This is a genomic window from Stenotrophomonas sp. FW305-3-2-15-E-LB1 (genome assembly GCF_058787375.1).
The window spans coordinates 291,255-310,986 of record NZ_JBYSZR010000002.1 but is presented as its reverse complement, the minus strand read 5'-3'; the positions used below and the strand labels follow the sequence as shown (position 1 = coordinate 310,986).

The window sequence follows — 19,732 nt, the reverse complement described above, 5'->3', positions numbered from 1 at the left end:
GGTGTGATGGGAGGCTCAATCGGATGTGGACGTGGATCCCGCAGGCATCACGGGATCATCCTCCCGCTTGCGCCGGCGCACCCGTTCGCGGGTGCTGTACAGGCTGTTGTCGGCGCGATGGATGGTGTCGGCCACCACCTCGCCGCGGGCATGCGTGGCCGCACCCATCGAGAACGCGATCGGGGCCAGCCCGGCATTGACCTCATACCAGTCCAGCAGGGCCTGCAGGCGCTCGCGGCCCGGCTGGATCAACACCACCATGAACTCGTCGCCGCCGAGCCGGACCTCGCTTTCGCCTGCCCCCAGCGGCGAGCGCAGGAACGCAGCGAACTCCACCAGGATGGCGTCGCCGCGGCGATGGCCCTGGGTATCGTTGACCTGCTTGAAATGATCCAGGTCGAACACCACGCAGGCCCAGGATTCGGTTTCCAGCTGTTCCAGCCGGTGCAGGTAGCGGCGGTTGTGGCACAGGGTCAGCGGGTCGCGCTGGGACAGTTCGCGCAGGCGTTCTTCCTGCTGCCGCAGCGCGGTGACGTCCTGGGCGTGGCCGAGCACGAACGGTGGATGCGCCTCGCTGTCCAGCACGTTGTTGTAGGCCCAGTAGCGGCGGCTGCCATCGGCCGCGATCAGCTCGATGACACCGGCATCGGTATGGTTGCTCTCGATCCGCGCCAGGTAGGCCTTGAAAGCATCGCGCTTCTCCGGCGGCATCAGGTCGCACAGGCTGCGGCCGACCATCTGGCTTTCGGGAAAGCCCAGCGACTGCACCGCAGCTGGATTCACCGAGGTGAGCGTGCCGTCCAGCGTGTGCGTGCAGATCAGGCCCAGGCTGTAGTGGAACAGGCGCCGGTAGCGCACTTCGCTGGCTTCCAGCGCATCCAGCACCGCGCGTTCCTCGGTGATGTCCTGGATGGCGCCGACCAGGCGTGGCCGTCCCTCCACCTGCTGGCGGCTGCCGACCACGCGGGTCCAGATCGCACGGCCATCGGCGGTGGTCATCGGCAACTGCACTTCCCAGGGCGTGCCGGCCTCGACGCAGCGCTTGACCGAGGCCTCGATGATGGCGCGGCTGTCGTCGCGGTAGAAGGACAGGGCGCTGTCCAGGGATGGCTGGTAGCTGGCGCGCACGCCGTGGATCTGCTTGGTCTCGCGGGTCCAGCGCACCTCGTTGCTGGTCAGGTCCAGTTCCCAGCCGCCCACCTTGGCGGCAGTGTTGGTACGTTCGAGGAAATCCTCGCTGCGCTTGAGGTCGCTGTGCAGGTGCTGGGCCTGGTCGACCTTCTGCAGCAGCGCGGCGCGCTGTTCCAGGACCTGGGTGGTCACCCGGCCCAGGTGCACCATCAGTTCGCGCTGCGAGGGCGAGAGCACGCCGGGCATCGTATCGAGCAGGCACAGGGTGCCGATGCGGGCGCCATGCGCGGTGCCCAGCGGGATGCCCGCGTAGTGGCGTATGCGTGGGCCGCCGGTGACCAGCGGATTGGCCGCGAACAGCGGGTCCTGGCGCGCATCGGGAATCTCCATCAGCGCGTCGCGCTCGATGGCATGCGTGCAGAACGAAATGTCGCGCGGGGTTTCGCTGGTGTTGGGCAGGCCGATGTTGGCCTTGAACCATTGCCGGTGCTCGGCAACGATGGAAATCAGCCCCATCGGCATGCCGGTCGCAGCCTGGGCGGCGGCGACGATGGCATCGAAGACGGGTTCTGAGGGCGTGTCGAGCACGCCCAGGCGGTCGATCTCACAGAGTCTGGAAGCTTCATCCATAACTGGCGCGCTGGCTTCTGTCGGGAAGGGCGGGGCAGGCCCCACGCTAATGGGGCAGGGGTTAGCATCGTGCGTTCCCGGGTGATGCCCGTGTGATGCAGGCTGCCGCTGTCTCAGTTGTTCTGCTTCAGCGCCGCCTGGCGTGCAGCAAAGACTTCCGGGGTCTGCGGCTTGACGAACAGTGCCACCAGTTCGGGAAATTCGTCCTTGACCGCCGTCTCGATACGGGTGATGCAGGCTTCGATCTGCGGCGTGCGCCGGTCGTCCTCGAACTCCGCGCTGAGCATCGCCACCACCTGCTCGGGCCCCATCTGCATGGTCGTCACGCCGTTGGCACGCAGCAGGTCAGGATCAGTGACCGCCACGGCCATGATCCGCTGCGCCACCGCCGGGTGCGCCGGCTCGCCCACCAGCAGGCCCTTGGTTTCCCGCGCCAGCAGGAAAGCGGTCACGGCGAGCACGGCCGCGATGCACAGGGAGGCCACGCCATCGAGCACGGGCATGTCCAGCAGCTGCGCGGCCAGCAGGCCGGCCAGGGCGAAACCCAGGCCCAGCAGCGCGGCGCTGTCTTCCAGCAGTACGGTGAACGTGGAGGGATCCTTGCTGCGCCGGAAGGCTTCGAAGTAGCCCATGCGCCCCTTGCTGCGGCGGAACTCGCGCAGGGCGATGTACCACGACGTGCCCTCGAACAGCAGCGATACGCCCAGTACCGTGTAGCTGAGGCCATGGTTCGTGGCCGGCTGCGGGTGGCGGATGTGCTGGATGCCTTCGTACGCCGATACGCCCGCACCGGCGGCGAACACCAGCAGGGCGACGATGAAGCTCCAGAAATACAGCTCACGCCCGTAACCGAAGGGGTGCAGTGTGTCGGGAGACTTCTCCGCACGGTGCAGGCCGTACAGCAGCAGGATTTCGTTCAGCGTGTCGACCAGCGAATGGACGCCCTCGCTCAGCATGGCCGAGCTGCCGGAGATGCCGGCAGCGATGAACTTGGCGATGGCGATGGCGAGGTTGCCGAACAGTGCGGCGTAGACGACCAGGCGTGAGCCCGTGGGAGCGGCCATGTGAGGGGGCAGATGTAACGGACACCCCATGGTGCGATGGGGGGTGTCCGTGCCGCGTATACGTCTCGCTCAGCGCTGCCTCGGGTTGAGGTAGATGCGGGTTCCGTCCGATTCGCGCCGGCCCGACCAGCGTCCGCCACCGCTGGGACGGAAGCGCGCGATGACCTGATTGTTGGTGTCGGTCAGCAGCAGCTGGTTGCCGGACAGCAGCCAGCGGTTGACCGAAAAGAAGCCATCGGGGCAGCCGGCCGGCACCCACGCGCCATAGCCGCCGAACCATTGGCTGTCCTTCAGCGTGATGGTGCAGCTGGAGCCGTTTTCCTGGCCCAGGGTCCAGTCACCAAACAGATCGCTGTCGCGCACCGACCAGCCGCCATGGTGGCGGTCGCTGCCCCAGTCGTCGCGGTTGTCGTCGTGGTAGCCGATGTCCACCTCGGCGCCGGAACTGCGGCTGCGCGACGCCGAGTGCGCGTTGCCGGTCGTGGTGGTCTCGGTGGTCATCGAGCCCATATTGCCGAAGTCCGTATTGGACTGGGTCGGGTCGCCGCTGTCGTCCTGGCCCGTGCCGTTGTTCGTCTGGGTGGTCGTCGTGGTCTGCGAGCTGCTGGTGGTCTGCGTGCTGGTCGTGTCCTGGCCAAAGCCGAACGATGCGTCCTGGGCCATGGCGGTGGCGGGGAGGGCAAGGCTGCACAGCGCCAGCAGCCCGTGGTGCGGGAAGAGCTTGGCCATCGTCGAATCCTCGTTGGAGAACGCTGGAACCGCTGATCTGCGTGTGGGGCGGCAGCCTGCCGCGCCGGCGGAGCATAGCGCCGGCCGGACGGCGGCGGCGTGAGGGCCGTGTGCAGGTAGAGGCCTGGCGGGGCGGCGGCCAGCGCATCGTGAACAGGGCTGTCCGTGGCGGGGGATACACTGCATGCCCACCCCAGCGGGGCAGGCCCCGATGTCCGCAGCAGAACCAGGCCAGGCCATGCGGCAACGGGCACTGCAGGAGTGCCGGGCCATCACCGCGGCCCTGTCGTCCATGGATGATCCGCACGCCTCGATCCACGCGGCGCGCAAGGCGATCCGCCGCCTGCGGGCGCTGCTTGGCCGGGTGCAGCATCCGGCGCTGGACCTGGAGGACGCGGACCGGCGCCTGCAGCGCCTCGGCGACAGCCTGTCGGACCTGCGCGATGCCCAGGTGGTGGTGCAGGCTGCGGTCTACCTGCAGGACAGCCATGCCGCAGACGCGTGGCCGGCCATCATCGCCCGGCTCACCCAGCGCCGCGACCGGCTGCTGCAGCAGAGCCTGCAGCGCGATCCCGGGTTCGAGCGGCGGTTGCGCCGCGTGAGGATCGTGCAGGAGCAGCTTGCGAAGCAGCCTTGGGGGAAGCTGCGGCGTTCAGCGCTGCGCAGCAACCTGGAGCGCAGCCAACGGCGGGCCGAAAAGGCCGCCCAGCGTGCGAGCGACGATGGCGGGGCCGAGGCGATTCATCGCTGGCGGCGCAAGGTCCGCCGCCTGCGCATGCAGCTGGACGTGGCACACGCACTGCATCTGCACGCTGGGAAACGGCAAGCGTCGGGTGGCGATGCGAAGGCCCTGCACCGGCTCAGTGATGTACTGGGGCAGCAGCAGGATCTGCAGCTGCTGCACAACCTGGTCAGGGCGATGCCGGCCGCTCATGGCAAGGCGCGCCTGCTCGAGCAGCTGCGCAGCGCGCAGCAGGCAGGGTAGCCGTGGGTTGGACGCGGCCTTGGTGGCGCCAGGCCATGCCTGGCGAAGGACATCAGGTGCCGCTGCGCTCGCCGGGCGTGGCCCGGCGCTACCGGTCGTCCTTGCGTCGGTAGCGAAGGGATCCACGCAGCCGAGGTAGCGCCAGACCATGCCTGGCGGATGCCATCAGGGGCCGCTGCGCTCGCCGGGCGTGGCCCGGCGCTACCAGTCGTCCTTGCGTCGGTAGCGAAGGGATCCACGCAGCCGTGGTAGCGCCAAGCCATGCCTGGCGGATGCCATCAGGGGCCGCTGCGCTCGCCGGGCGTGGCCCGGCGCTACCGGTCCTCATTGCGTTGGTAGCAAGGAGATCCACGCAGCCGTGGTAGCGCCAGGCCATGCCTGGCGGATGGCATCGGGGGCCGCTGCGGTCGCCGGGTATGGCCCGGCGCTACCGATCGTCATTGCGGCGGTAGCGAAGGGTTCGACGCAGCCTTGGTAGCGCCAGGCCATGCCTGGCGGATGGCGTCAGGTGCCGCTGCGCTCGCCGGGCGCGGCCCGGCGCTACCGGTCCTCATTCCGGCGGCGTGTCGATCCATCCTGCGGCGAGCGCGGCGCGCAGATCGTCCGCGTCGTCGATGTCACGAAGGGACGTGTCGCTGATGCAGAGGGCGACGCCCGGGGTCTGCCGCAGGCGGCGACCGAAACCGCGGTCACCACCGCTCTCCGGCAGTCCGTTGAACCATGTGGCGGGGACGACAGCCGGCGAGCCCGGCACGCCGCCTTCCAGCGTGGCAGCGCAGCGGCACGGCGTGCTGGCCGCAGCCGCGAGCAGGGCGCGAAGATGTGCTGCATGGAGGCGGGGCTGGTCACAGACCAGGACCAGCACGTGGCGGGCGGTGCCGAGGTGCGGCGCTGCCAGCCGGAGACTGCTGCCGATGCCCAGCGCGGGCGCGGGATTCTCCACCTGGACGGCGCGCAGTCCGCTCAGTTCCGAACCGAAAGCGGGGCCCTGCGGCGTCACGACGATCAGGACATCCGGATCTGTTTCAGAGGCCAGCCGCGCCGCACGCCGCAACAATGATTCGCCTTCGACCTGCAACCACTGCTTGGGCCGGCCCAGGCGACGGCTCAGCCCGGCGGCGAGCACTACGGCCGCGTGGCCGCTCACGTATTGCCCAGTGCGCTGCCATGCCGCCATGCCTGCAGCTGGGCGGTGATGCTCAGGGCGATGGCTTCAGGCCCCCGTCCGCCCAGTGCGAGGCCGATGGGTGAGCGCAGCCGGGAGTGCAGTGCGGCGCGCGTATCCGCGTCCAGCACCTTGAACAGATCCTCCCTGCGCTGGCGAGGGCCCAGCAGTCCGATGAAAGGGATTCTTGATCGGGAAAGCAACCGCAACGCATCGAGGTCCAGCTCGAAGTTGTGGTGCATGACCAGCGCTGCATCCACCGGGTGGTCTGCTTGTGCCTCGTGCTTCTGCTGCAGCGACGGTAGGCGCGCCTGCCACGCACTGCGCGGCTCCACGATCTGTATCAGCCAGCCCTGGTCTTCCAGCATTGGCACCAGCGTCGCGGCCTCAGGTCCGGCGCCATGCAGCTGTACCAGCGGTGGACGGTGCCACTGCAGGCGCCACGCGCGGGTGTCGATGGCCTCGTCGCTGTCGAGCACCGGCAGTTGGATGCTGAACGAAGATCCAGCACAGCGACCGTCGATACGACCTGCGGTCGCCAGGGACAGGTGCAGGCTGTCACGGCCCTGCAGCCAGACATCCAGGCAGCCTGCCAGGCCCGGCAACCGGTGCAACGGCAGCAGTGCGATCCACTGGCAGCCGCGACAGCCCACGGCGTTGCCGGAGAACAGCGCCGCATCATCGCGGGTATCAATCTTTACCCAGGTGACGCGTCCTTCCGCTGCAACCCTGCAGGCCGCACGTGCGAGTTCCGGCTCGAGGCAGCCGCCACTGAGCCAGCCGATCTGTTCGTCGCCGGCAAACAACACGCAGGTCCCCGCACGGCTGTAGGTCGAGCCCTCGGTCTGCACCACGATGGCCAGCACCGCCGGAGAGCGCATGCGCGCGGCATCGGCAGCAGCACGCAGCACGGGCCGTGCATTGCCCGTTTCAAGGTCCAGGGGTGCGGGGAAAAGCGCCGTTGTCATGCGAGGTCCGGCAGGCCTGCGAGCAGCTTGTCCAGCGTCAGTGGATAGTTCCTGACCCGTACACCGGTTGCGTTGTAGACGGCGTTGGCGATGGCGGCACTGACACCACACAGACCCAGCTCACCGACGCCCTTGGCTTTCATCGGGGATGACACCGCATCTGCCTCGTCGAGGAACACGACCTCCTGGTGAGGCACATCGGCATGCACGGGAACTTCGTAGCCGGCAAGGTCATGGTTGACGAAGAAGCCCAGGCGCGGGTCGACGATCAGTTCCTCCGACAGCGCAGCGCCGATGCCCATCGTCATCGCGCCGATGACCTGGCTGCGTGCCGTCGTGGGATTCAGGATGCGTCCCGCAGCGCAGACGGCCAGCATCCGCCGGATGCGCGTTTCGCCCGTCGCGACATCAACGCCGACCTCGACGAAATGCGCAGCGAAGGTGGATTGCTGGAATTTCTCCTGCAGCGTGTCAAACTCGATGCTGTCCTCGGCAACCAGTTCGCCGCTGCGGGTCGCCTCCGTCAAGGCAGCCCGTCGTTGCCCAGCGATGACATGGCCATCCTCGAACCGTGCCACGGACGGATCCACTTCCAGCGCGCTGGCAACCTTGGTCCGCAATGCCATGCAGGCCGCGTAGACACCAGCAGTTGAACTGTTCGCACCCCATTGGCCGCCAGAGCCGGCGGCAACCGGAAAGCGCGAGTCGCCCAGCTTCACCGTGACCTGCTCCAGGGGGACGCCCAGCATCTCGGCGGCGGTCTGGCCGATGATGGTGTAACTGCCAGTGCCGATATCGGTCATGTCGGTCTCGACGGTCACGCGGCCATCAGTGGAGAGACGCACGCGCGCGCCGGACTTCATCACCAGATTGTTGCGGAAGCCGGCGGCCACACCCATGCCGACCAGCCAGCGTCCATCGCGGCTGGTTGCAGGGGTAGCGTTGCGACGCTGCCAGCCGAAGCGCGAGGCACCGGATTGCAGGCACTGCACCAGCTGGCGCTGCGAAAATGGCCGTGACGGATCGCTGGGGTCGACCTGGGTGTCGTTGCGGATGCGGAACTCGATCGGATCCAGCCCGACCTTCTCTGCCATCTCATCCATGGCGATTTCCAGCGCCATCAGCCCGGGCGTCTCGCCGGGCGCGCGCATCGCGTTGCCTTCGGGCAGATCCAGTGCGGCCAATCGCATGGCGGCCAGCCGGTGCGCGCCGGCGTACAGGAAGCGGGTCTGCTGCACGGCTTCCTCAGGCGAGCCGCCCGCCAGGTTGCCTGACCACGATTCGTGTCCGATGGCGGTCAACGTTCCGTTCGGAGACGCGCCCAGCCGGATGCGCTGGATGGTGGCCGGGCGGTGGGTGGTGTTGTTGGCGACCAGCGGGCGCTGCAGCGCTACCTTGACCGGTCGCTTCGCCACACGCGCCGCCAGCGCTGCGAGCAGGGCATCGGAGCGCAGGAACAGCTTTCCGCCAAAGCCTCCGCCAATGTACGGCGATACCAGGCGGACGTTGTCCTTGGGTATGCCCAGGGTCCTGGCCAGGTCCGTCCGGCCCCAGTCGATCATCTGGTTGGACGTCCACACGGTCAGGTGGTCACCGTCCCATGCCGCCAGCGTTGCATGCGGCTCCATCATGGCGTGTGACTGGTCAGGGGTGTGATACGTCGCATCGAGAGTGATGTCGGCCTGCTGGAACGCCTTTTCGAAGTCGCCCACCCGGGCATCGGGCTCGGGAGTCTTCAATGACGACTCATCCTTGCGGGCCGCAGCCAGGTCGAATGAACCGTGCCGCGGTGCGTAGCGCACGCGGACCTTGGCGGCCGCCGCGCGTGCCTGCTCGAAGGTCTCGGCAACCACCACCGCCAGCGCCTGGTGGTAGTGGCTGATCGTCGGGCCGCCGAGCAGCGGCGCGGCGTTGCGCTTCACGCGCTGCAGCGGTCCGGCATTGTCGGCAGTGACGATGGCCAGCACGCCTGGTGAGCGGCGAGCGGGCTCAAGATCCAGTGAGGCGACGGCTCCGGCGGCGATCCCTGCACCGACCACCACGCCGTAGGCCGGTGTCTCGGGCACTGCGTCATGCCATTCGTATGCGTAGGTCGCCTTTCCGGAGACCTTCAATGGACCGTCGATGCGCGGGTGCGGTTGCCCGACGATCTTCTCTGCATCGATGGGATTGGTGCCAGCAGGCGTATTGAACTTCATGCGCGCGCCCTCAGGTCCTGCAGGATGGATGCCAGCGTGCGTTCGGCCAGTACCGCCTTGAAGTGGTTCTGGCCGGTCGGTGCCGCACCCAGCAACAGCGACGACATGACGGCCGAGGCTCCCTGCGGCAGTGCGGCGTCGGCGGCGTCGCTGCGCCATGGTTTGTAGGCCACGCCGCCCAGCGCGACGCGTCCGCTGCCATCGGCCTGCACGATGGCAGCAACCGAAACAAGCGCGAACGCGTAGGATGCGCGGTCACGCACTTTCCGATAGACATGGGTGCCACCTGCCGGGGGTGGCAGGATCACCGCCTGGATCAGCTCGCCTCGCAGCAGCGTTGTCTCCAGGTGTGGCGTTGCTCCTGGTGGGCGGTACAGGGCATCCAGCGCAATGAGCCGACGGGCGCCGTCGGCACGCAGTGTCTCCACCGACGCGCCCAATGCCATCATCGCCACGGCCATGTCGCTGGGATGCGTGGCGATGCAGTCTGCGCTGCCACCGATGATCGCCAGCTGCCGGCTTGCGCCTTCCACTGCGGCACAGCCGCTGCCTGGCAGGCGCTTGTTGCAGGCCTGGGCCGTATCGTAGAAGTAGGGGCAGCGCGTGCGTTGCAGCAGATTGCCTGCCGTGGTTGCCTTGTTGCGCAGCTGCCCCGAGGCGCCCGACACCAGCGCCCGGGTCAGCAACGCGTAATCGCGGCGGACGCGTGCGTCTGCGGCCAGGTCGGTATTGCGCACGAGTGCACCGATCCGGAGGCCGCCATCGGCCGTCGCTTCGATGCCGTCCATGTCCAGCCCGTTCACATCGATCAGATGCGTCGGTGTTTCCACTTCCAGCTTCATCAGGTCCAGCAGGTTGGTGCCCCCGGCGATGAAGCGTGCGCCCGGCGCGCGTGTGGCGGCGGCAATGGCGTCGGCCGCGCTGCTGGGGCGTTCATAGGTGAAGGCCCTCATGAGCGCTTCCCTGCCGCATCCTGGATCGCGTCGATGATGTTGGAGTACGCGCCGCAGCGGCAGATATTGCCGCTCATCCGCTCGCGGATCTCTTCAGGTGTCAGTGCCGCAGGCGCGTCCAGGCGTGCAGTGACGTGGCTGGGGACACCGCGCTCGATTTCGTCCAGCACCGCAACGGCCGAGCAGATCTGGCCCGGCGTGCAGTACCCGCACTGGAACCCATCATGCTTGACGAAGGCGGCCTGCATGTCGCTGAGGTTGCCGGGTGATCCCATGCCCTCGATGGTGGTGATGCTGGCGCCCTCATGCATCACGGCCAGGGTCAGGCATGCATTGATGCGGCGGCCGTCCACCAGCACGGTGCAGGCACCGCACTGCCCGTGGTCGCAGCCTTTCTTGGTGCCGGTCAGCTGCAGGTGCTCACGCAGCGCATCCAGCAGGGTGACGCGGGTATCAAGCAGCAGTGAGCGGTTCGCACCGTTCACCTTGAATGCTACCTGCGAGGTGACCGGGGCACGTGCCGCGGAACGATCGGGCTCGGCGGCGGCGGCGACAGCGGCGGGCATGGCCATGGTGGTGGCCGAGCCCGCACTGAGCTTGAGCATGTCGCGCCGCGTGAGCGGAAGCTTGGAAGGGGGATTCATCGTGACTCCGCTGGCTGCAGTCGGCTGACGGGATTGCGTGTCAGCATGGCCGCGCTGCGGTGGGCGGGTGGTGAAGCTCCGCCCTGTTACCCGTTCAGCTTGCTTGCTGTGAGGGTGGATGGCCAGATGATGACAGCACCGCGCGCACCCGCGTGGCCAGTTCGCCGATGGTGAAGGGCTTGCCGATCAACTGCACGTTCGCGTCGAGCACGCCATCGTCAACGAGCGCATTGCGGCTGTTGCCGGTGGCGAACAGCACCTTCAGGTGCGGGTGCCGCGCCAGTGCCTGGTCGGCCAGCTGCCGCCCGTTGACCCCGGGCATCACCACGTCGGTGAACAGCAGGGCGATGTTGGGATGCGCCTGCAGCAGGGGCAGGGCGCTGGCGGCGCCATCGGCCGACAGCACCTGGTAGCCCAGTTCGGACAGCGCATCGACCGAGAACGCGCGCACCGCCGCGTCGTCGTCCACGACCAGGATCTGCTCCGCGCCACCGCCCGACAGCGGAGCTGCAACGGTCGCGGCCGGTGGCAGTGCGTCCACCTCGGCCAGCAGGCGCGGCAGGTAGATGACCACGGTGGTGCCTGCGCCGGGCGTGGACTGCAGGCGGACGTGACCGTTGGACTGCTGCACGAAGCCGTAGACCTGCGACAGCCCCAGGCCGGTACCCTGGCCGACGGGCTTGGTGGTGAAGAACGGATCGAACGCGCGCGCCATCACGTCCGCCGGCATGCCGCTGCCGGTGTCGGTCACCGCGATGCGCACATAATCGCCGGTGGGAATGCCACCGTGCTCGGCCACGTCTGCCAGGTCGATCTGGCAGTTGCTGGTCTGCAGCTGCAGGCGGCCACCGCCCGGCATGGCGTCACGCGCGTTCACGGCCAGGTTGAGGATGACGTTCTCCAGCTGGTTGGCATCGGCGTGCGTCCACCACTGGCCGCCGCCCAGCACGGTCTCCAGGATGACGCTGCTGCCGAGCGAGTGGACCAGCAGGTCGGTCATGCCCGCCACCAGGTGATTCACGTCCAGGGCAACCGGCTGCAGCGGCTGCTGCCGCGAGAACGCCAGCAGCCGCTGGGTCAGCTGGGCAGCGCGCTGGGCGCCATCCAGGGCCATTTCGATGTAGCGCACCGCGCGGGCATCGCTGTCGCCGATGCGCAGGGCCAGCAGGTCCAGCGGGCCGATCACCGTGGCCAGCATGTTGTTGAAATCGTGCGCGATGCCGCCACTGAGCTGGCCGACGGCTTCCATCTTGCGGCTCTGCCGCAGCGCATCCTCCACCCGCATGCGCTCGGCCACTTCGGCACGCACCCGCGCCTCGAGCTGCTCGTTGAGCTCGCGCAGGCGCGCGTCGGCGGCCTTGCGCGCGGTGATGTCGATGGCCACGCCCAGCATGCGCACGCAGCGCCCGGCCTCGAAGATGCCCCGGCCCTTGGCCGCGACCCAGCGCACGATGCCATCTTCCTTGCCGACCGTGCGGTACTCCACGTCGTAGCTGGCGCGCCGCTGCGGATCGGCGGAGACCTCGAGCGCCGCCAGCGTCGCAGCACGGTCATCGGGGTGCAGGCCGGTGCGGAAGTCATCGAAGGTCACCTCCGCATCGGACGAAATGCCGAACATCGCCTTCGTGCGCGCGGGCCAGAGCAGGATGTTCTGTACCAGGTCGAGATCCCACAGCCCAAGCTCACCTGCCTCGGTGGCCAGGCGCAGGCGTTCCTCGCCTTCGGCCAGTGCCGCTTCGGCGGCCTTGCGCCCGGACAGGTCGAGCATGGCACCGATCATCCGCAGCGGCCGCCCATCGGCATCGCGCAGCACCGCGCCACGGTCGAGCACGGCGGCATAGCTGCCGTCGGCGCGGCGGAAGCGGTACTCGCCGTTCCAGGTCGTGCCATCGCCGTCGATGACGGCATGGATGTTGCGGTCGATGCGGTCGCGGTCTTCGGGATGAATGTGGTCCAGCCACCACTGCGCGCTGGTCTCCATCATCGGGTGCCCGAACAGGCTGGACAGTGCTTCGTTCCAGACCACGTGGCCGTCGACCATGCGCCAGTCCCACACCGCATCGTTGGTGGCCTGTGCCGCCAGGCGGTAGCGTTCCTCGAGGTCGAGGCGGTCGGCCTCGGCGGACTTGCGGTCGGTGATGTCCAGCGAGGTGCCGACCAGGCCGATGACCTCGCCATTGCCGTTGCGCAGCGGCGCCTTGGTCGACAGCCACCACGCGCGGCGTCCATCGGAGAAATTGATCTCTTCCTCGAGCTGCTCGCCTTGTCCGCTGGTCATGATCCGCTCATCGGTCGCCATGACCGCCGCGGCCTGCGCGGGGTCGGCCAGCAGCTCGGCATCGGTGCGCCCGACATACTCCGCGGGCGTACGCCCGATCAGTTCAGTGGTGCCGCTGTTGCCGATCAGCAGGCGGCCCTGGCGGTCCTTGGCGTACATCACGCCTGGCGCGGCTTCAACGAAGGAACGCAGCAGGGCCTGGGCCTGGTCGCGCTCGGCCTGCACCCGCAGGCGCTCATCGATATCGATCAGGACGCCGGGAAAGCTTTTCGCCCGCCCGTGCTCATCCAGATCGACGCGGCCGATGCTTTCCAGCCAGTGGTATCGGCCATCAGGGCCCTGCGTGCGGTACTGGTGGGCGAAGCGGCCACCGTGGCGCACCGCGTGCTCGATGGCGGCCACCAGGCCGGGCAGGTCATCAGGATGGACCGCGCCCAGCACGTCGTGCAGCTGCAGCTTGCGCTGGGCCAGCGCCGGGTCGAGGCCGAACGCACGCGCCAGCGCTTCGTCCACGGTCAGCTGGTCGCGCGGAACATCCCAGAACCAGGTGCCGACGATGGCGCCTGCAGCCAGCGCCATGTTCACGCTCTCGGTGGCATGGGCGGCTTGGGGCAGGGAAGCGGGAGGCTGGTTCACGGACGATCTCGAGCGACGGGGCACTGCCTGCCGCAGTCAGCGGCAGGCAGATCAAGGGCCGCCAGTCTAGATCAGTCGCCCGTCACGGGAGTGTGGTGCCGGCTCAACTGCCGCCGGGCTTCACCCGCATCACCCGTTTGCGGTACTCGTAGACGTTGTCACCGCGCACGCGCCGTTCCTGCGTGCCGGTGATCGAATCCACGCGTCGGTCCGAGCCGGTGACCGGCTTGGCGTCGATCTCGGTTTCGCGTTCGAACGAATGCGATTTGTCGGTGTTGCGGTAATAGCGGTACAGCGCCCAGTACAGCGCCGTAGCACCGGCCGGACCGGCCGCCAGCAACCAGAGACCACTGTCGTCACTCATGTTGTCGCCACCAGGAAGGCAATTGCGAGGGCTTCGATGACCGTGCCGGTGGCCAGGGCGGCCAGCAGCATCTTCCACTGCTGCACCGGCACGCTGCCCATGGTTTCGCCGGTACGGCCGTTCACCGCGATGTAGTGCAGCATGCCGCCGTTGGCGCCGGGCTGGTGGTAGGAGTACAGCCATACCGGCAGGTACATCGACACCCAGCGGGTGCCATGCACGTCCAGCTGTTCCTGTTCCCAGCGCACGCCACGGTCGTAGCGGCGCACGCTGGCCTGGACCTGGGCACGGGCGATCGACAGCAGCTGGTCCTCCAGCCGCGGGCGCAGCTTCTCGACATCCAGGTTGCGCTTCTCCGAGGTGAAGCCCGCCAGGTACGACGCGTTCCATTTCACCGCGTTCTTGGTGTCGAACGGCAGGATGGTGTTGATGATGTTGTTGGTATTGGTCTGCGTGTCGAGATTGCCGCGCTCGGCCGAGGATTCCAGCGGCAGGTCGTCGACGGTGAAATCGACCTGGCGCTCGACCTGGTAGATGTCCGCGTCGTAGTAGGTCTGCTTGTTCTTCTCGGTACCGCGGGTGTATTCGCGGGTCTTGATCTCGCCCTTGCCGGCCACGGCCGCGCTGACGTTGCTGTCCACGATCATGTAAGGCAGGTACACGCCCACCACGTTTTCCGGGGTGAACTGGTCCTTGAACGCCTTCAGCGCGAACATCCGCCGCTTGTCGACGAACTGGCGGATCCGCGCGACGGCGTCGTCCTTCTTGATGTGGAAGGGCAACACGGCATCGGGGACGGCACCGTTGCTGATCTGCTCGTTCACGCCGAACACGTGGCGGCACCAGTGGCAGCGTGCGGTCATCGTGCTCTCGGTGTTGACGGTGACCTCGGCGCCGCAGCCGCTGCACTTGAAGGTCATCAACGCAGAGGTGTCGGCGTCGATGTTGCGCGCGCCGGAGGCGATGACGGTGCCCTGCAGCTGGTCCAGCGCTTCACCCAGCCCGAATTCCTCCTCGACCCGCGCACCGTGCCACTCGTGGCGGCAGTAGAGGCAGACCAGGATGTCGGTGCCAAGCTTGGGGCGGATGTCGGTGGCGCCGCACTTCGGGCAGCGGTTCAGGCCGTCCTTCAGCTCGCTGGCGGAGGTGTCGATGGCCAGCGGATCGGGGGCCTCGACGTCATCACGGATGGCCTGCGGCAGCGTGCTGGTATCCAGCGGGAAGCTGCCGGGCAGGGGCGGGACGTCCTGCGGCGAACCCGGGCCGTCCAGCTTCGCCGCCGGCAGGGGCGCGGGCGAAGCGGGATCGGCCTGGGGCAGCGGCGGAGGGCCGTTTCTGGGGTCGGACATGGTGTCTGCGCGCCCTGCGTCTTACAGGCCCAGCGCCTTGGCCTTCAGCGCGTCGTAGTCGTCCTGCGTGATCAGGCCCAGGTCCAGCATTTCCTTGGCCTTCTTCAGCTTGGCCACCGGATCATCGGCCGCCGGTGCAGCGGGCTGCTGCAGGTTGCCCGCGCCGAACATGCCCGACGCCATGCCGACACCGACCAGGCCTGCCGCGCCGCCGTTCTCGCCGGCCGACTGGATGCCCTGGGCGACACTGGCCTGCAGGTTGGAATTGCCGCGCGAACCGGACAGCGCATCGGCGCGCTGCACGGTCTTCAGCAGTTCACGGGTATTGGCGTCGTACTCGATGGAAACGATGGCGGTCTTGACGATGGCCAGGCCACGGTCGGACTGCCACTGGTAAGCCTGCTCGACCGCGGCCGACAGGCTGTGGGCGAAGCCGATCGAATCCTGCTGCAGCTTGGTGATGCGGTTGCCCTTGGCCGGGTCGTTCGTATACAGGCTGAACGCCGGTGCCAGCGAACCCACCACTTCATTGAACAGCTGGGTCGCGGCGGCATTGTCCATGTCGGTGAAGTCGAACACCTGGCCCGGACGCAGGTAGCTGGCCGGCACGAAGTTCTTCACGAACAGGATGGGATCGACGATCTTCAGCGTGTACGAGCCACGGGTGACCGCGCCGACCTGGGTGTTGAGGAAGCCATCGTCCCAGTAGATTTCAGACTGGGTGCCGAACCGGTTGTCGGGCAGTTCCTTCAGCGAGACGAAGAACGCGGCCTGCTGCGAGCCCGGCTGGCCACCGAACTTGAAGCGTTCCCAGCTCTGCTTGATGAAGGTGCTGACCAGGCCATCGCCGGCGAAGATCGACTGCGAATTGAGGTCGTCCGAACGCCATTCGTAACCACCGGCTTCGGCCACGAAGGCGGTGAGGGCGCCGTCCTGGAACAGCAGCAGGCCGTAGCCTTCAGGCACGATGATCTTCGAGCCGTTGCTGATGATGTTGGACGAGCCGCTGGTGTTGGAGCCGCGCCCGGCGTTGGTGCCGTTCGGCACGGCCGCGAACAGCGCCGCCGTCGATGGCAGGCCCGTCGGCACGGTGTAGAAGTCCTTCCACTGGTCGGCCAGAACACCGCCCACTGCACCCTTGACCGCCTGTACCAGACCCATGACCTGCTCCCTGTGGTTACCGGACAGGCACCGCGCCTGTCGTGCTCGGCTGACTATAGAGGAGCGGGGCGGTGCCTCGCCACCGGTGCCGCAGGCGCGCATTCATGCACGACATGCCAGACAAAACCGGCAGGAAAGGGCGGGACAGGCGGTTGCCCGTGCCCGCCCGGAGCGCTTACGCCATGGCGCGAGTGATCAGCCCGTAGCCGATGAGCACGACCAGCAGGGCCGGCAGCGTCACGAACGACGCGATCATCCAGCGCAGTGCCTTGCGCGAGGTGATGGACGCCGGGCCGGTCTGGCCGGTGGCGTTCAGTGACGAGGTCTTGTTGGCATAGACAGTGGCGACGATGCCGAACGGCCAGAAGCCACAGAAGATGCTCAGGACGGCCAGGAACAGGTAGTCCTTGGGCGGAACGGCGGGTGCTGCGATCTCCATGAAAACGATTTCTCCTTGATGGGGGCGGGATTATGCCGCAGCCCCATCGTCGCCGCACAGGGCGCTGTGGCGATCAGCGCACCGATTGCGGCACCCGTCGCAGTTTGCTCGTGTCATAGCCCATCGCGGCGATACGGTCGACCGCCGCCTGGTAGTCCTCTGGCGAAACCTGCGGGGTGCGGGCCATGTACCAGACGTAGTCGCGCTTGCTGCGGCCGACGATGGTCTGCTGATAACCCTCGTCCAGCCAGGCAATGATGTATTCGGCCTGGATGGGCCAGACGAACTGCATGCCCCAGACCGCGCCGGCACCTTCCTTCTCGACCCGGCCAACCGGATGCATGCTCTTGAAGGGCGCATCGAAGCTGCCCTTGCGGTAGGTGAACGTGGTGCGGATGCGCCCATCGGGCTGCAGGGCGTAGCTTTCCACCGCATCAAAGGCTTCGCGCTCGGGCCAGGACGGGATGTGGGCGATCACGTACCAGTCACCCATGAAGCGCGGCACGTCCACGGATGCCGCACGGGGTAGCGGCCGGGTGTCCTGGCTGCTGCAGCCGGCGCCGAACAGGGCCACGGCCAGCAACGAAATCAGGGGCAGGGTGCGCATGGCATGGCTCCTTCAGCGTGGGCGGAACAGGTAGTGGGCGACCAGCCACTGCTGGCCATCGTCATAGCCGAACAGTTCGGCGCAGGCCATCCAGAACATGCGCCAGCGCTGCCACCAGATGCGCGCCGCGGCCTCGCCGTAGGTGGCCTGCAGGATGGGCATCAGCGATCCGCGCGCCGCGTCCTGGTTGTCCAGCCAGTGGTTGGCGGTACGCTCGTAATGGGTGCCATCCAGCAGCCAGCGCTGGTCCAGCTGCAGGTGCTGCTGGAAGTGCAGCAGGGTGTCGGCGGCCGGCATCAGGCCGCCGGTGAAGAAGTGCCTCCCCATCCAGTTGTCATCGCCTTCCGTCTCGAACGGATACATCAGCGTGCGGTGGGCGAAAATGTGCACGAACAGCGCGCCGTCCGGGCGCAGCCAGCCGGCGATGCGCTGCAGCAGCTGCTGATAGTTGCGCACGTGCTCGAACATCTCCACCGACACGCACCGGTCGAATCGCGCTGCCGGCAGTTCCAGCAGGTTGACGTCGCGGGTAAGTACCTCGACGTTGTGCAGGCCGCGCGCCTGGCACTGGCCGAGGATGTGCTCGCGCTGGCTGTGCGAATTGGAGACCGCGGTGATGCGCGCATTGGGATAGCGTTCGGCCATCCAAAGGGTCAGCGAGCCCCAGCCACACCCCAGCTCGAGGATGTCCTGCCCGTCGCGCAGGCCGGCACGCTGCGCGTACAGCTCCAGCATCGCGTCTTCGGCCTGGTCCAGGGTTTCGTGACCGGTGCGGTAATAGCAGCTGCTGTACTTCAGTCGCTTGCCGAGGCAGGCCTGGAAGAACGCGGCCGGCACCTCGTAGTGCTGGCGGTTGGCCGCATCGACGTGCAGGGCCAGCGGGCTGCCGGCGAGGTCGGCAATGCGGCGCTGGAAGCGCACCGACTGCGCGGCAAGGCCGCCCTCGGTTTCCTCCTGCAGGCGCTGCGCGCACTGGCGGCGGATGCCGGCCCGCAGGGCGACATCCGGGATCCAGCCGCGCTCGGCCCAGCCGGTCAGGCCGCCTTCGATCTGGACGGGGGGGTGCAGCGTGCTGGCAGCGTTCATGGTGTGCGGTCCTGGGAAGGGGAGGTGCGGGAGAACCACGGGAAGAACATCGACGTGCTGCGCTGGTAGTCGCGGTAGTCCTCGCCGCGGCTGCGCAGGGCCTGCTTCTCGGTGAAGGGCACGCCGCTGAGGTAACGCAGGAACAGGTACATCACCACCGGGCCGGACCAGGCCAGCCACCACAGCGGCGAGCCAACGGCGAGCAGCACGTAGGTAAACCAGTGCAGCCATTCGAAGAAGTAGTTCGGGTGGCGCGAGTAACGCCACAGCCCCTGCCGACAGGTGCGGCCCTTGTTGGCCGGATTGGCGCGGAAGCGCGCGAGCTGGCGATCGGCCAGTGCTTCGCCGCCGACGCTGAGCAGCCACACCGCCACGGCGGCCGCGATCCACGCGGCGTGGCCGGTGGACGGATTGCGCGCAACCGCCAGGAACGGCAGCGCGAACAGCACCACCAGCAGGGCCTGGGCCATGAAGAACCCGAAGATCTTTCCCTGGTGGCCGTTCCAGTGCCCGCGCAGGTAGCGGTAGCGGCCATCCTCGTCTTCACTGCGCACGCGGTGCCAGAGGTGCAGGGCGAGCCGGCTGCCCCACAGGCCACCCAGCACGGCCAGTGCGATGCGCGGCTGCAGCGCGCCATCGCCCAGCCAGGCCAGCAGCAGTGCGCCGGCCGCCACGCCCTTGGCCCACAGCACGTCGACCACGCCGATGTTGTGGTGGCGGCGCTGCCAGGCCCAGCCCCAGCACATCACCAGCACCGCGTAGAGCAGCACCCAGCCAAGCAGGTTCATGCGCGTGCTCCCTTGTGAGCGTTTCCGTGTGCATTCATGCCGGTGTTGCCGGTGCCGCGCCGTGCCAGTGCGCACAGCAGCGGCAGCGCGATGCTCCAGCCCACTCCCAGCAGCAGCACGCCGTGCCAGGCGGGCGCAGCAAAGTGCACCGCCTGGAAACCGCGTGCCGCCGAGAGGTAGGCCAGCGGAGCCAGCAGCAGGCCGAAGGCCACCGACAGCAGGCGATGGCGCTGCAGGAAGGCCATCGAACACGTCAGCGTCATGGCGAAGGCCGCCCACAGCGCCATGATCCAGGGCGGCGGCGCCCAGCCCAGGGGCGCGGCGGCATAACGCACCGCGCCGCTGGCGGCGGCAACCCCATCCACCAGCCAGGCGCAGGCGAGGGCAAGCAGCAGCAGGCGCAGTTCCAGCCGCGGCACAGGACTGGTGAGCACCTGGCTGGCGATGTACAGCGACGCCGCCACCAGGGCCGGCCATTGCCAGCCACGGCCCGCGCCCGCCACTGCGCACAGCCAGACCAGCTGGTTGCCGAGCAGGTTGGCCCACGTGCGGCCCAT

Annotated in this window: 18 protein-coding genes; 1 reads left to right on the top strand and 17 read right to left on the bottom strand. The window is 67.9% G+C overall.

Features of this window, described 5'->3' with window-relative positions:
* Positions 1–15: 15 nt before the first annotated feature.
* The 3 genes from AC3WL7_RS03130 to AC3WL7_RS03120 form a co-directional block, all read right to left on the bottom strand.
* The gene (locus AC3WL7_RS03130) at positions 16–1,761 is read right to left on the bottom strand and encodes a sensor domain-containing diguanylate cyclase (RefSeq protein ID WP_492749282.1); all 1,746 of its coding nucleotides are present in this window, start codon (positions 1,759–1,761) and stop codon (positions 16–18) included.
* 113 nt (positions 1,762–1,874) lie between these two features.
* A complete protein-coding gene (locus tag AC3WL7_RS03125; protein ID WP_079222015.1) occupies positions 1,875–2,825 on the bottom strand; it encodes a cation diffusion facilitator family transporter in 951 nt (316 codons plus the stop codon).
* A gap of 69 nt (positions 2,826–2,894) precedes the next feature.
* A complete protein-coding gene (locus AC3WL7_RS03120; protein WP_492749281.1) occupies positions 2,895–3,554 on the bottom strand; it encodes an AprI/Inh family metalloprotease inhibitor in 660 nt (219 codons plus the stop codon).
* A 211-nt stretch (positions 3,555–3,765) separates the two neighbouring features.
* Here AC3WL7_RS03120 and AC3WL7_RS03115 point away from each other — a divergent pair, with 211 nt between their 5' ends.
* Complete coding sequence (locus tag AC3WL7_RS03115) at positions 3,766–4,539, top strand: CHAD domain-containing protein (protein WP_492749280.1); 774 nt, start codon at positions 3,766–3,768, stop codon at positions 4,537–4,539.
* 550 nt (positions 4,540–5,089) lie between these two features.
* On the opposite strand, the gene AC3WL7_RS03110 is transcribed toward AC3WL7_RS03115, so the two are convergent.
* The 14 genes from AC3WL7_RS03110 to AC3WL7_RS03045 form a co-directional block, all read right to left on the bottom strand.
* The gene (locus tag AC3WL7_RS03110) at positions 5,090–5,716 is read right to left on the bottom strand and encodes a nucleotidyltransferase family protein (RefSeq protein ID WP_492749279.1); all 627 of its coding nucleotides are present in this window, start codon (positions 5,714–5,716) and stop codon (positions 5,090–5,092) included.
* Positions 5,683–6,672: an XdhC family protein gene (locus tag AC3WL7_RS03105; RefSeq protein WP_492749278.1), complete on the bottom strand. Its 990-nt coding sequence runs from the start codon at positions 6,670–6,672 to the stop codon at positions 5,683–5,685. The genes AC3WL7_RS03110 and AC3WL7_RS03105 overlap by 34 nt, the downstream gene beginning before the upstream one ends.
* A complete protein-coding gene (gene paoC, locus AC3WL7_RS03100) occupies positions 6,669–8,870 on the bottom strand; it encodes an aldehyde oxidoreductase molybdenum-binding subunit PaoC (RefSeq protein ID WP_492749277.1) in 2,202 nt (733 codons plus the stop codon). Before paoC ends, AC3WL7_RS03105 begins: the two co-directional genes overlap by 4 nt.
* Positions 8,867–9,823, bottom strand: coding sequence for an FAD binding domain-containing protein (locus tag AC3WL7_RS03095; RefSeq protein WP_492749276.1), 957 nt, complete (start codon positions 9,821–9,823; stop codon positions 8,867–8,869). Before AC3WL7_RS03095 ends, paoC begins: the two co-directional genes overlap by 4 nt.
* A complete protein-coding gene (gene paoA, locus AC3WL7_RS03090; protein WP_108746761.1) occupies positions 9,820–10,467 on the bottom strand; it encodes an aldehyde dehydrogenase iron-sulfur subunit PaoA in 648 nt (215 codons plus the stop codon). Before paoA ends, AC3WL7_RS03095 begins: the two co-directional genes overlap by 4 nt.
* A 94-nt stretch (positions 10,468–10,561) precedes the next feature.
* Positions 10,562–13,381, bottom strand: a complete 2,820-nt coding sequence (locus tag AC3WL7_RS03085; protein WP_492749275.1) for a PAS domain-containing hybrid sensor histidine kinase/response regulator — start codon at positions 13,379–13,381, stop codon at positions 10,562–10,564.
* Between the two features lie 103 nt (positions 13,382–13,484).
* Positions 13,485–13,745, bottom strand: coding sequence for a hypothetical protein (locus AC3WL7_RS03080; RefSeq protein ID WP_492749274.1), 261 nt, complete (start codon positions 13,743–13,745; stop codon positions 13,485–13,487).
* A complete protein-coding gene (locus AC3WL7_RS03075; RefSeq protein ID WP_492749273.1) occupies positions 13,742–15,094 on the bottom strand; it encodes a TFIIB-type zinc ribbon-containing protein in 1,353 nt (450 codons plus the stop codon). Before AC3WL7_RS03075 ends, AC3WL7_RS03080 begins: the two co-directional genes overlap by 4 nt.
* A 21-nt stretch (positions 15,095–15,115) precedes the next feature.
* Positions 15,116–16,255 carry an SPFH domain-containing protein gene (locus AC3WL7_RS03070; protein ID WP_492749272.1) on the bottom strand — a complete coding sequence of 380 codons (1,140 nt, stop codon included), beginning with the start codon at positions 16,253–16,255 and terminating at the stop codon, positions 15,116–15,118.
* 175 nt (positions 16,256–16,430) lie between these two features.
* Positions 16,431–16,694 (bottom strand): CD225/dispanin family protein, encoded by a 264-nt coding sequence (locus AC3WL7_RS03065; protein WP_312735194.1) that lies wholly within the window; start codon positions 16,692–16,694, stop codon positions 16,431–16,433.
* 73 nt (positions 16,695–16,767) lie between these two features.
* Positions 16,768–17,301 carry a lipocalin family protein gene (locus AC3WL7_RS03060; protein ID WP_492749271.1) on the bottom strand — a complete coding sequence of 178 codons (534 nt, stop codon included), beginning with the start codon at positions 17,299–17,301 and terminating at the stop codon, positions 16,768–16,770.
* A 12-nt stretch (positions 17,302–17,313) separates the two neighbouring features.
* Positions 17,314–18,387 (bottom strand): cyclopropane-fatty-acyl-phospholipid synthase family protein, encoded by a 1,074-nt coding sequence (locus AC3WL7_RS03055; RefSeq protein ID WP_492749270.1) that lies wholly within the window; start codon positions 18,385–18,387, stop codon positions 17,314–17,316.
* Positions 18,384–19,175, bottom strand: a complete 792-nt coding sequence (locus AC3WL7_RS03050) for a DUF1295 domain-containing protein (protein WP_492749269.1) — start codon at positions 19,173–19,175, stop codon at positions 18,384–18,386. Before AC3WL7_RS03050 ends, AC3WL7_RS03055 begins: the two co-directional genes overlap by 4 nt.
* Positions 19,172–19,732 (bottom strand): DUF2878 domain-containing protein, encoded by a 561-nt coding sequence (locus AC3WL7_RS03045; RefSeq protein ID WP_492749268.1) that lies wholly within the window; start codon positions 19,730–19,732, stop codon positions 19,172–19,174. The genes AC3WL7_RS03050 and AC3WL7_RS03045 overlap by 4 nt, the downstream gene beginning before the upstream one ends.

What these genes read in the sequence shown, in the direction of transcription:
- AC3WL7_RS03130 (WP_492749282.1), bottom strand. Translation starts at nt 1,761, where the DNA reads ATGGATGAAGCTTCCAGACTCTGTGAGATCGACCGCCTGGGCGTGCTC.
- AC3WL7_RS03125 (WP_079222015.1), bottom strand. Translation starts at nt 2,825, where the DNA reads ATGGCCGCTCCCACGGGCTCACGCCTGGTCGTCTACGCCGCACTGTTC.
- AC3WL7_RS03120 (WP_492749281.1), bottom strand. Translation starts at nt 3,554, where the DNA reads ATGGCCAAGCTCTTCCCGCACCACGGGCTGCTGGCGCTGTGCAGCCTT.
- AC3WL7_RS03115 (WP_492749280.1), top strand. Translation starts at nt 3,766, where the DNA reads ATGTCCGCAGCAGAACCAGGCCAGGCCATGCGGCAACGGGCACTGCAG.
- AC3WL7_RS03110 (WP_492749279.1), bottom strand. Translation starts at nt 5,716, where the DNA reads ATGGCGGCATGGCAGCGCACTGGGCAATACGTGAGCGGCCACGCGGCC.
- AC3WL7_RS03105 (WP_492749278.1), bottom strand. Translation starts at nt 6,672, where the DNA reads ATGACAACGGCGCTTTTCCCCGCACCCCTGGACCTTGAAACGGGCAAT.
- paoC (WP_492749277.1), bottom strand. Translation starts at nt 8,870, where the DNA reads ATGAAGTTCAATACGCCTGCTGGCACCAATCCCATCGATGCAGAGAAG.
- AC3WL7_RS03095 (WP_492749276.1), bottom strand. Translation starts at nt 9,823, where the DNA reads ATGAGGGCCTTCACCTATGAACGCCCCAGCAGCGCGGCCGACGCCATT.
- paoA (WP_108746761.1), bottom strand. Translation starts at nt 10,467, where the DNA reads ATGAATCCCCCTTCCAAGCTTCCGCTCACGCGGCGCGACATGCTCAAG.
- AC3WL7_RS03080 (WP_492749274.1), bottom strand. Translation starts at nt 13,745, where the DNA reads ATGAGTGACGACAGTGGTCTCTGGTTGCTGGCGGCCGGTCCGGCCGGT.
- AC3WL7_RS03075 (WP_492749273.1), bottom strand. Translation starts at nt 15,094, where the DNA reads ATGTCCGACCCCAGAAACGGCCCTCCGCCGCTGCCCCAGGCCGATCCC.
- AC3WL7_RS03070 (WP_492749272.1), bottom strand. Translation starts at nt 16,255, where the DNA reads ATGGGTCTGGTACAGGCGGTCAAGGGTGCAGTGGGCGGTGTTCTGGCC.
- AC3WL7_RS03065 (WP_312735194.1), bottom strand. Translation starts at nt 16,694, where the DNA reads ATGGAGATCGCAGCACCCGCCGTTCCGCCCAAGGACTACCTGTTCCTG.
- AC3WL7_RS03060 (WP_492749271.1), bottom strand. Translation starts at nt 17,301, where the DNA reads ATGCGCACCCTGCCCCTGATTTCGTTGCTGGCCGTGGCCCTGTTCGGC.
- AC3WL7_RS03055 (WP_492749270.1), bottom strand. Translation starts at nt 18,387, where the DNA reads ATGAACGCTGCCAGCACGCTGCACCCCCCCGTCCAGATCGAAGGCGGC.
- AC3WL7_RS03050 (WP_492749269.1), bottom strand. Translation starts at nt 19,175, where the DNA reads ATGAACCTGCTTGGCTGGGTGCTGCTCTACGCGGTGCTGGTGATGTGC.
- AC3WL7_RS03045 (WP_492749268.1), bottom strand. Translation starts at nt 19,732, where the DNA reads ATGGGCCGCACGTGGGCCAACCTGCTCGGCAACCAGCTGGTCTGGCTG.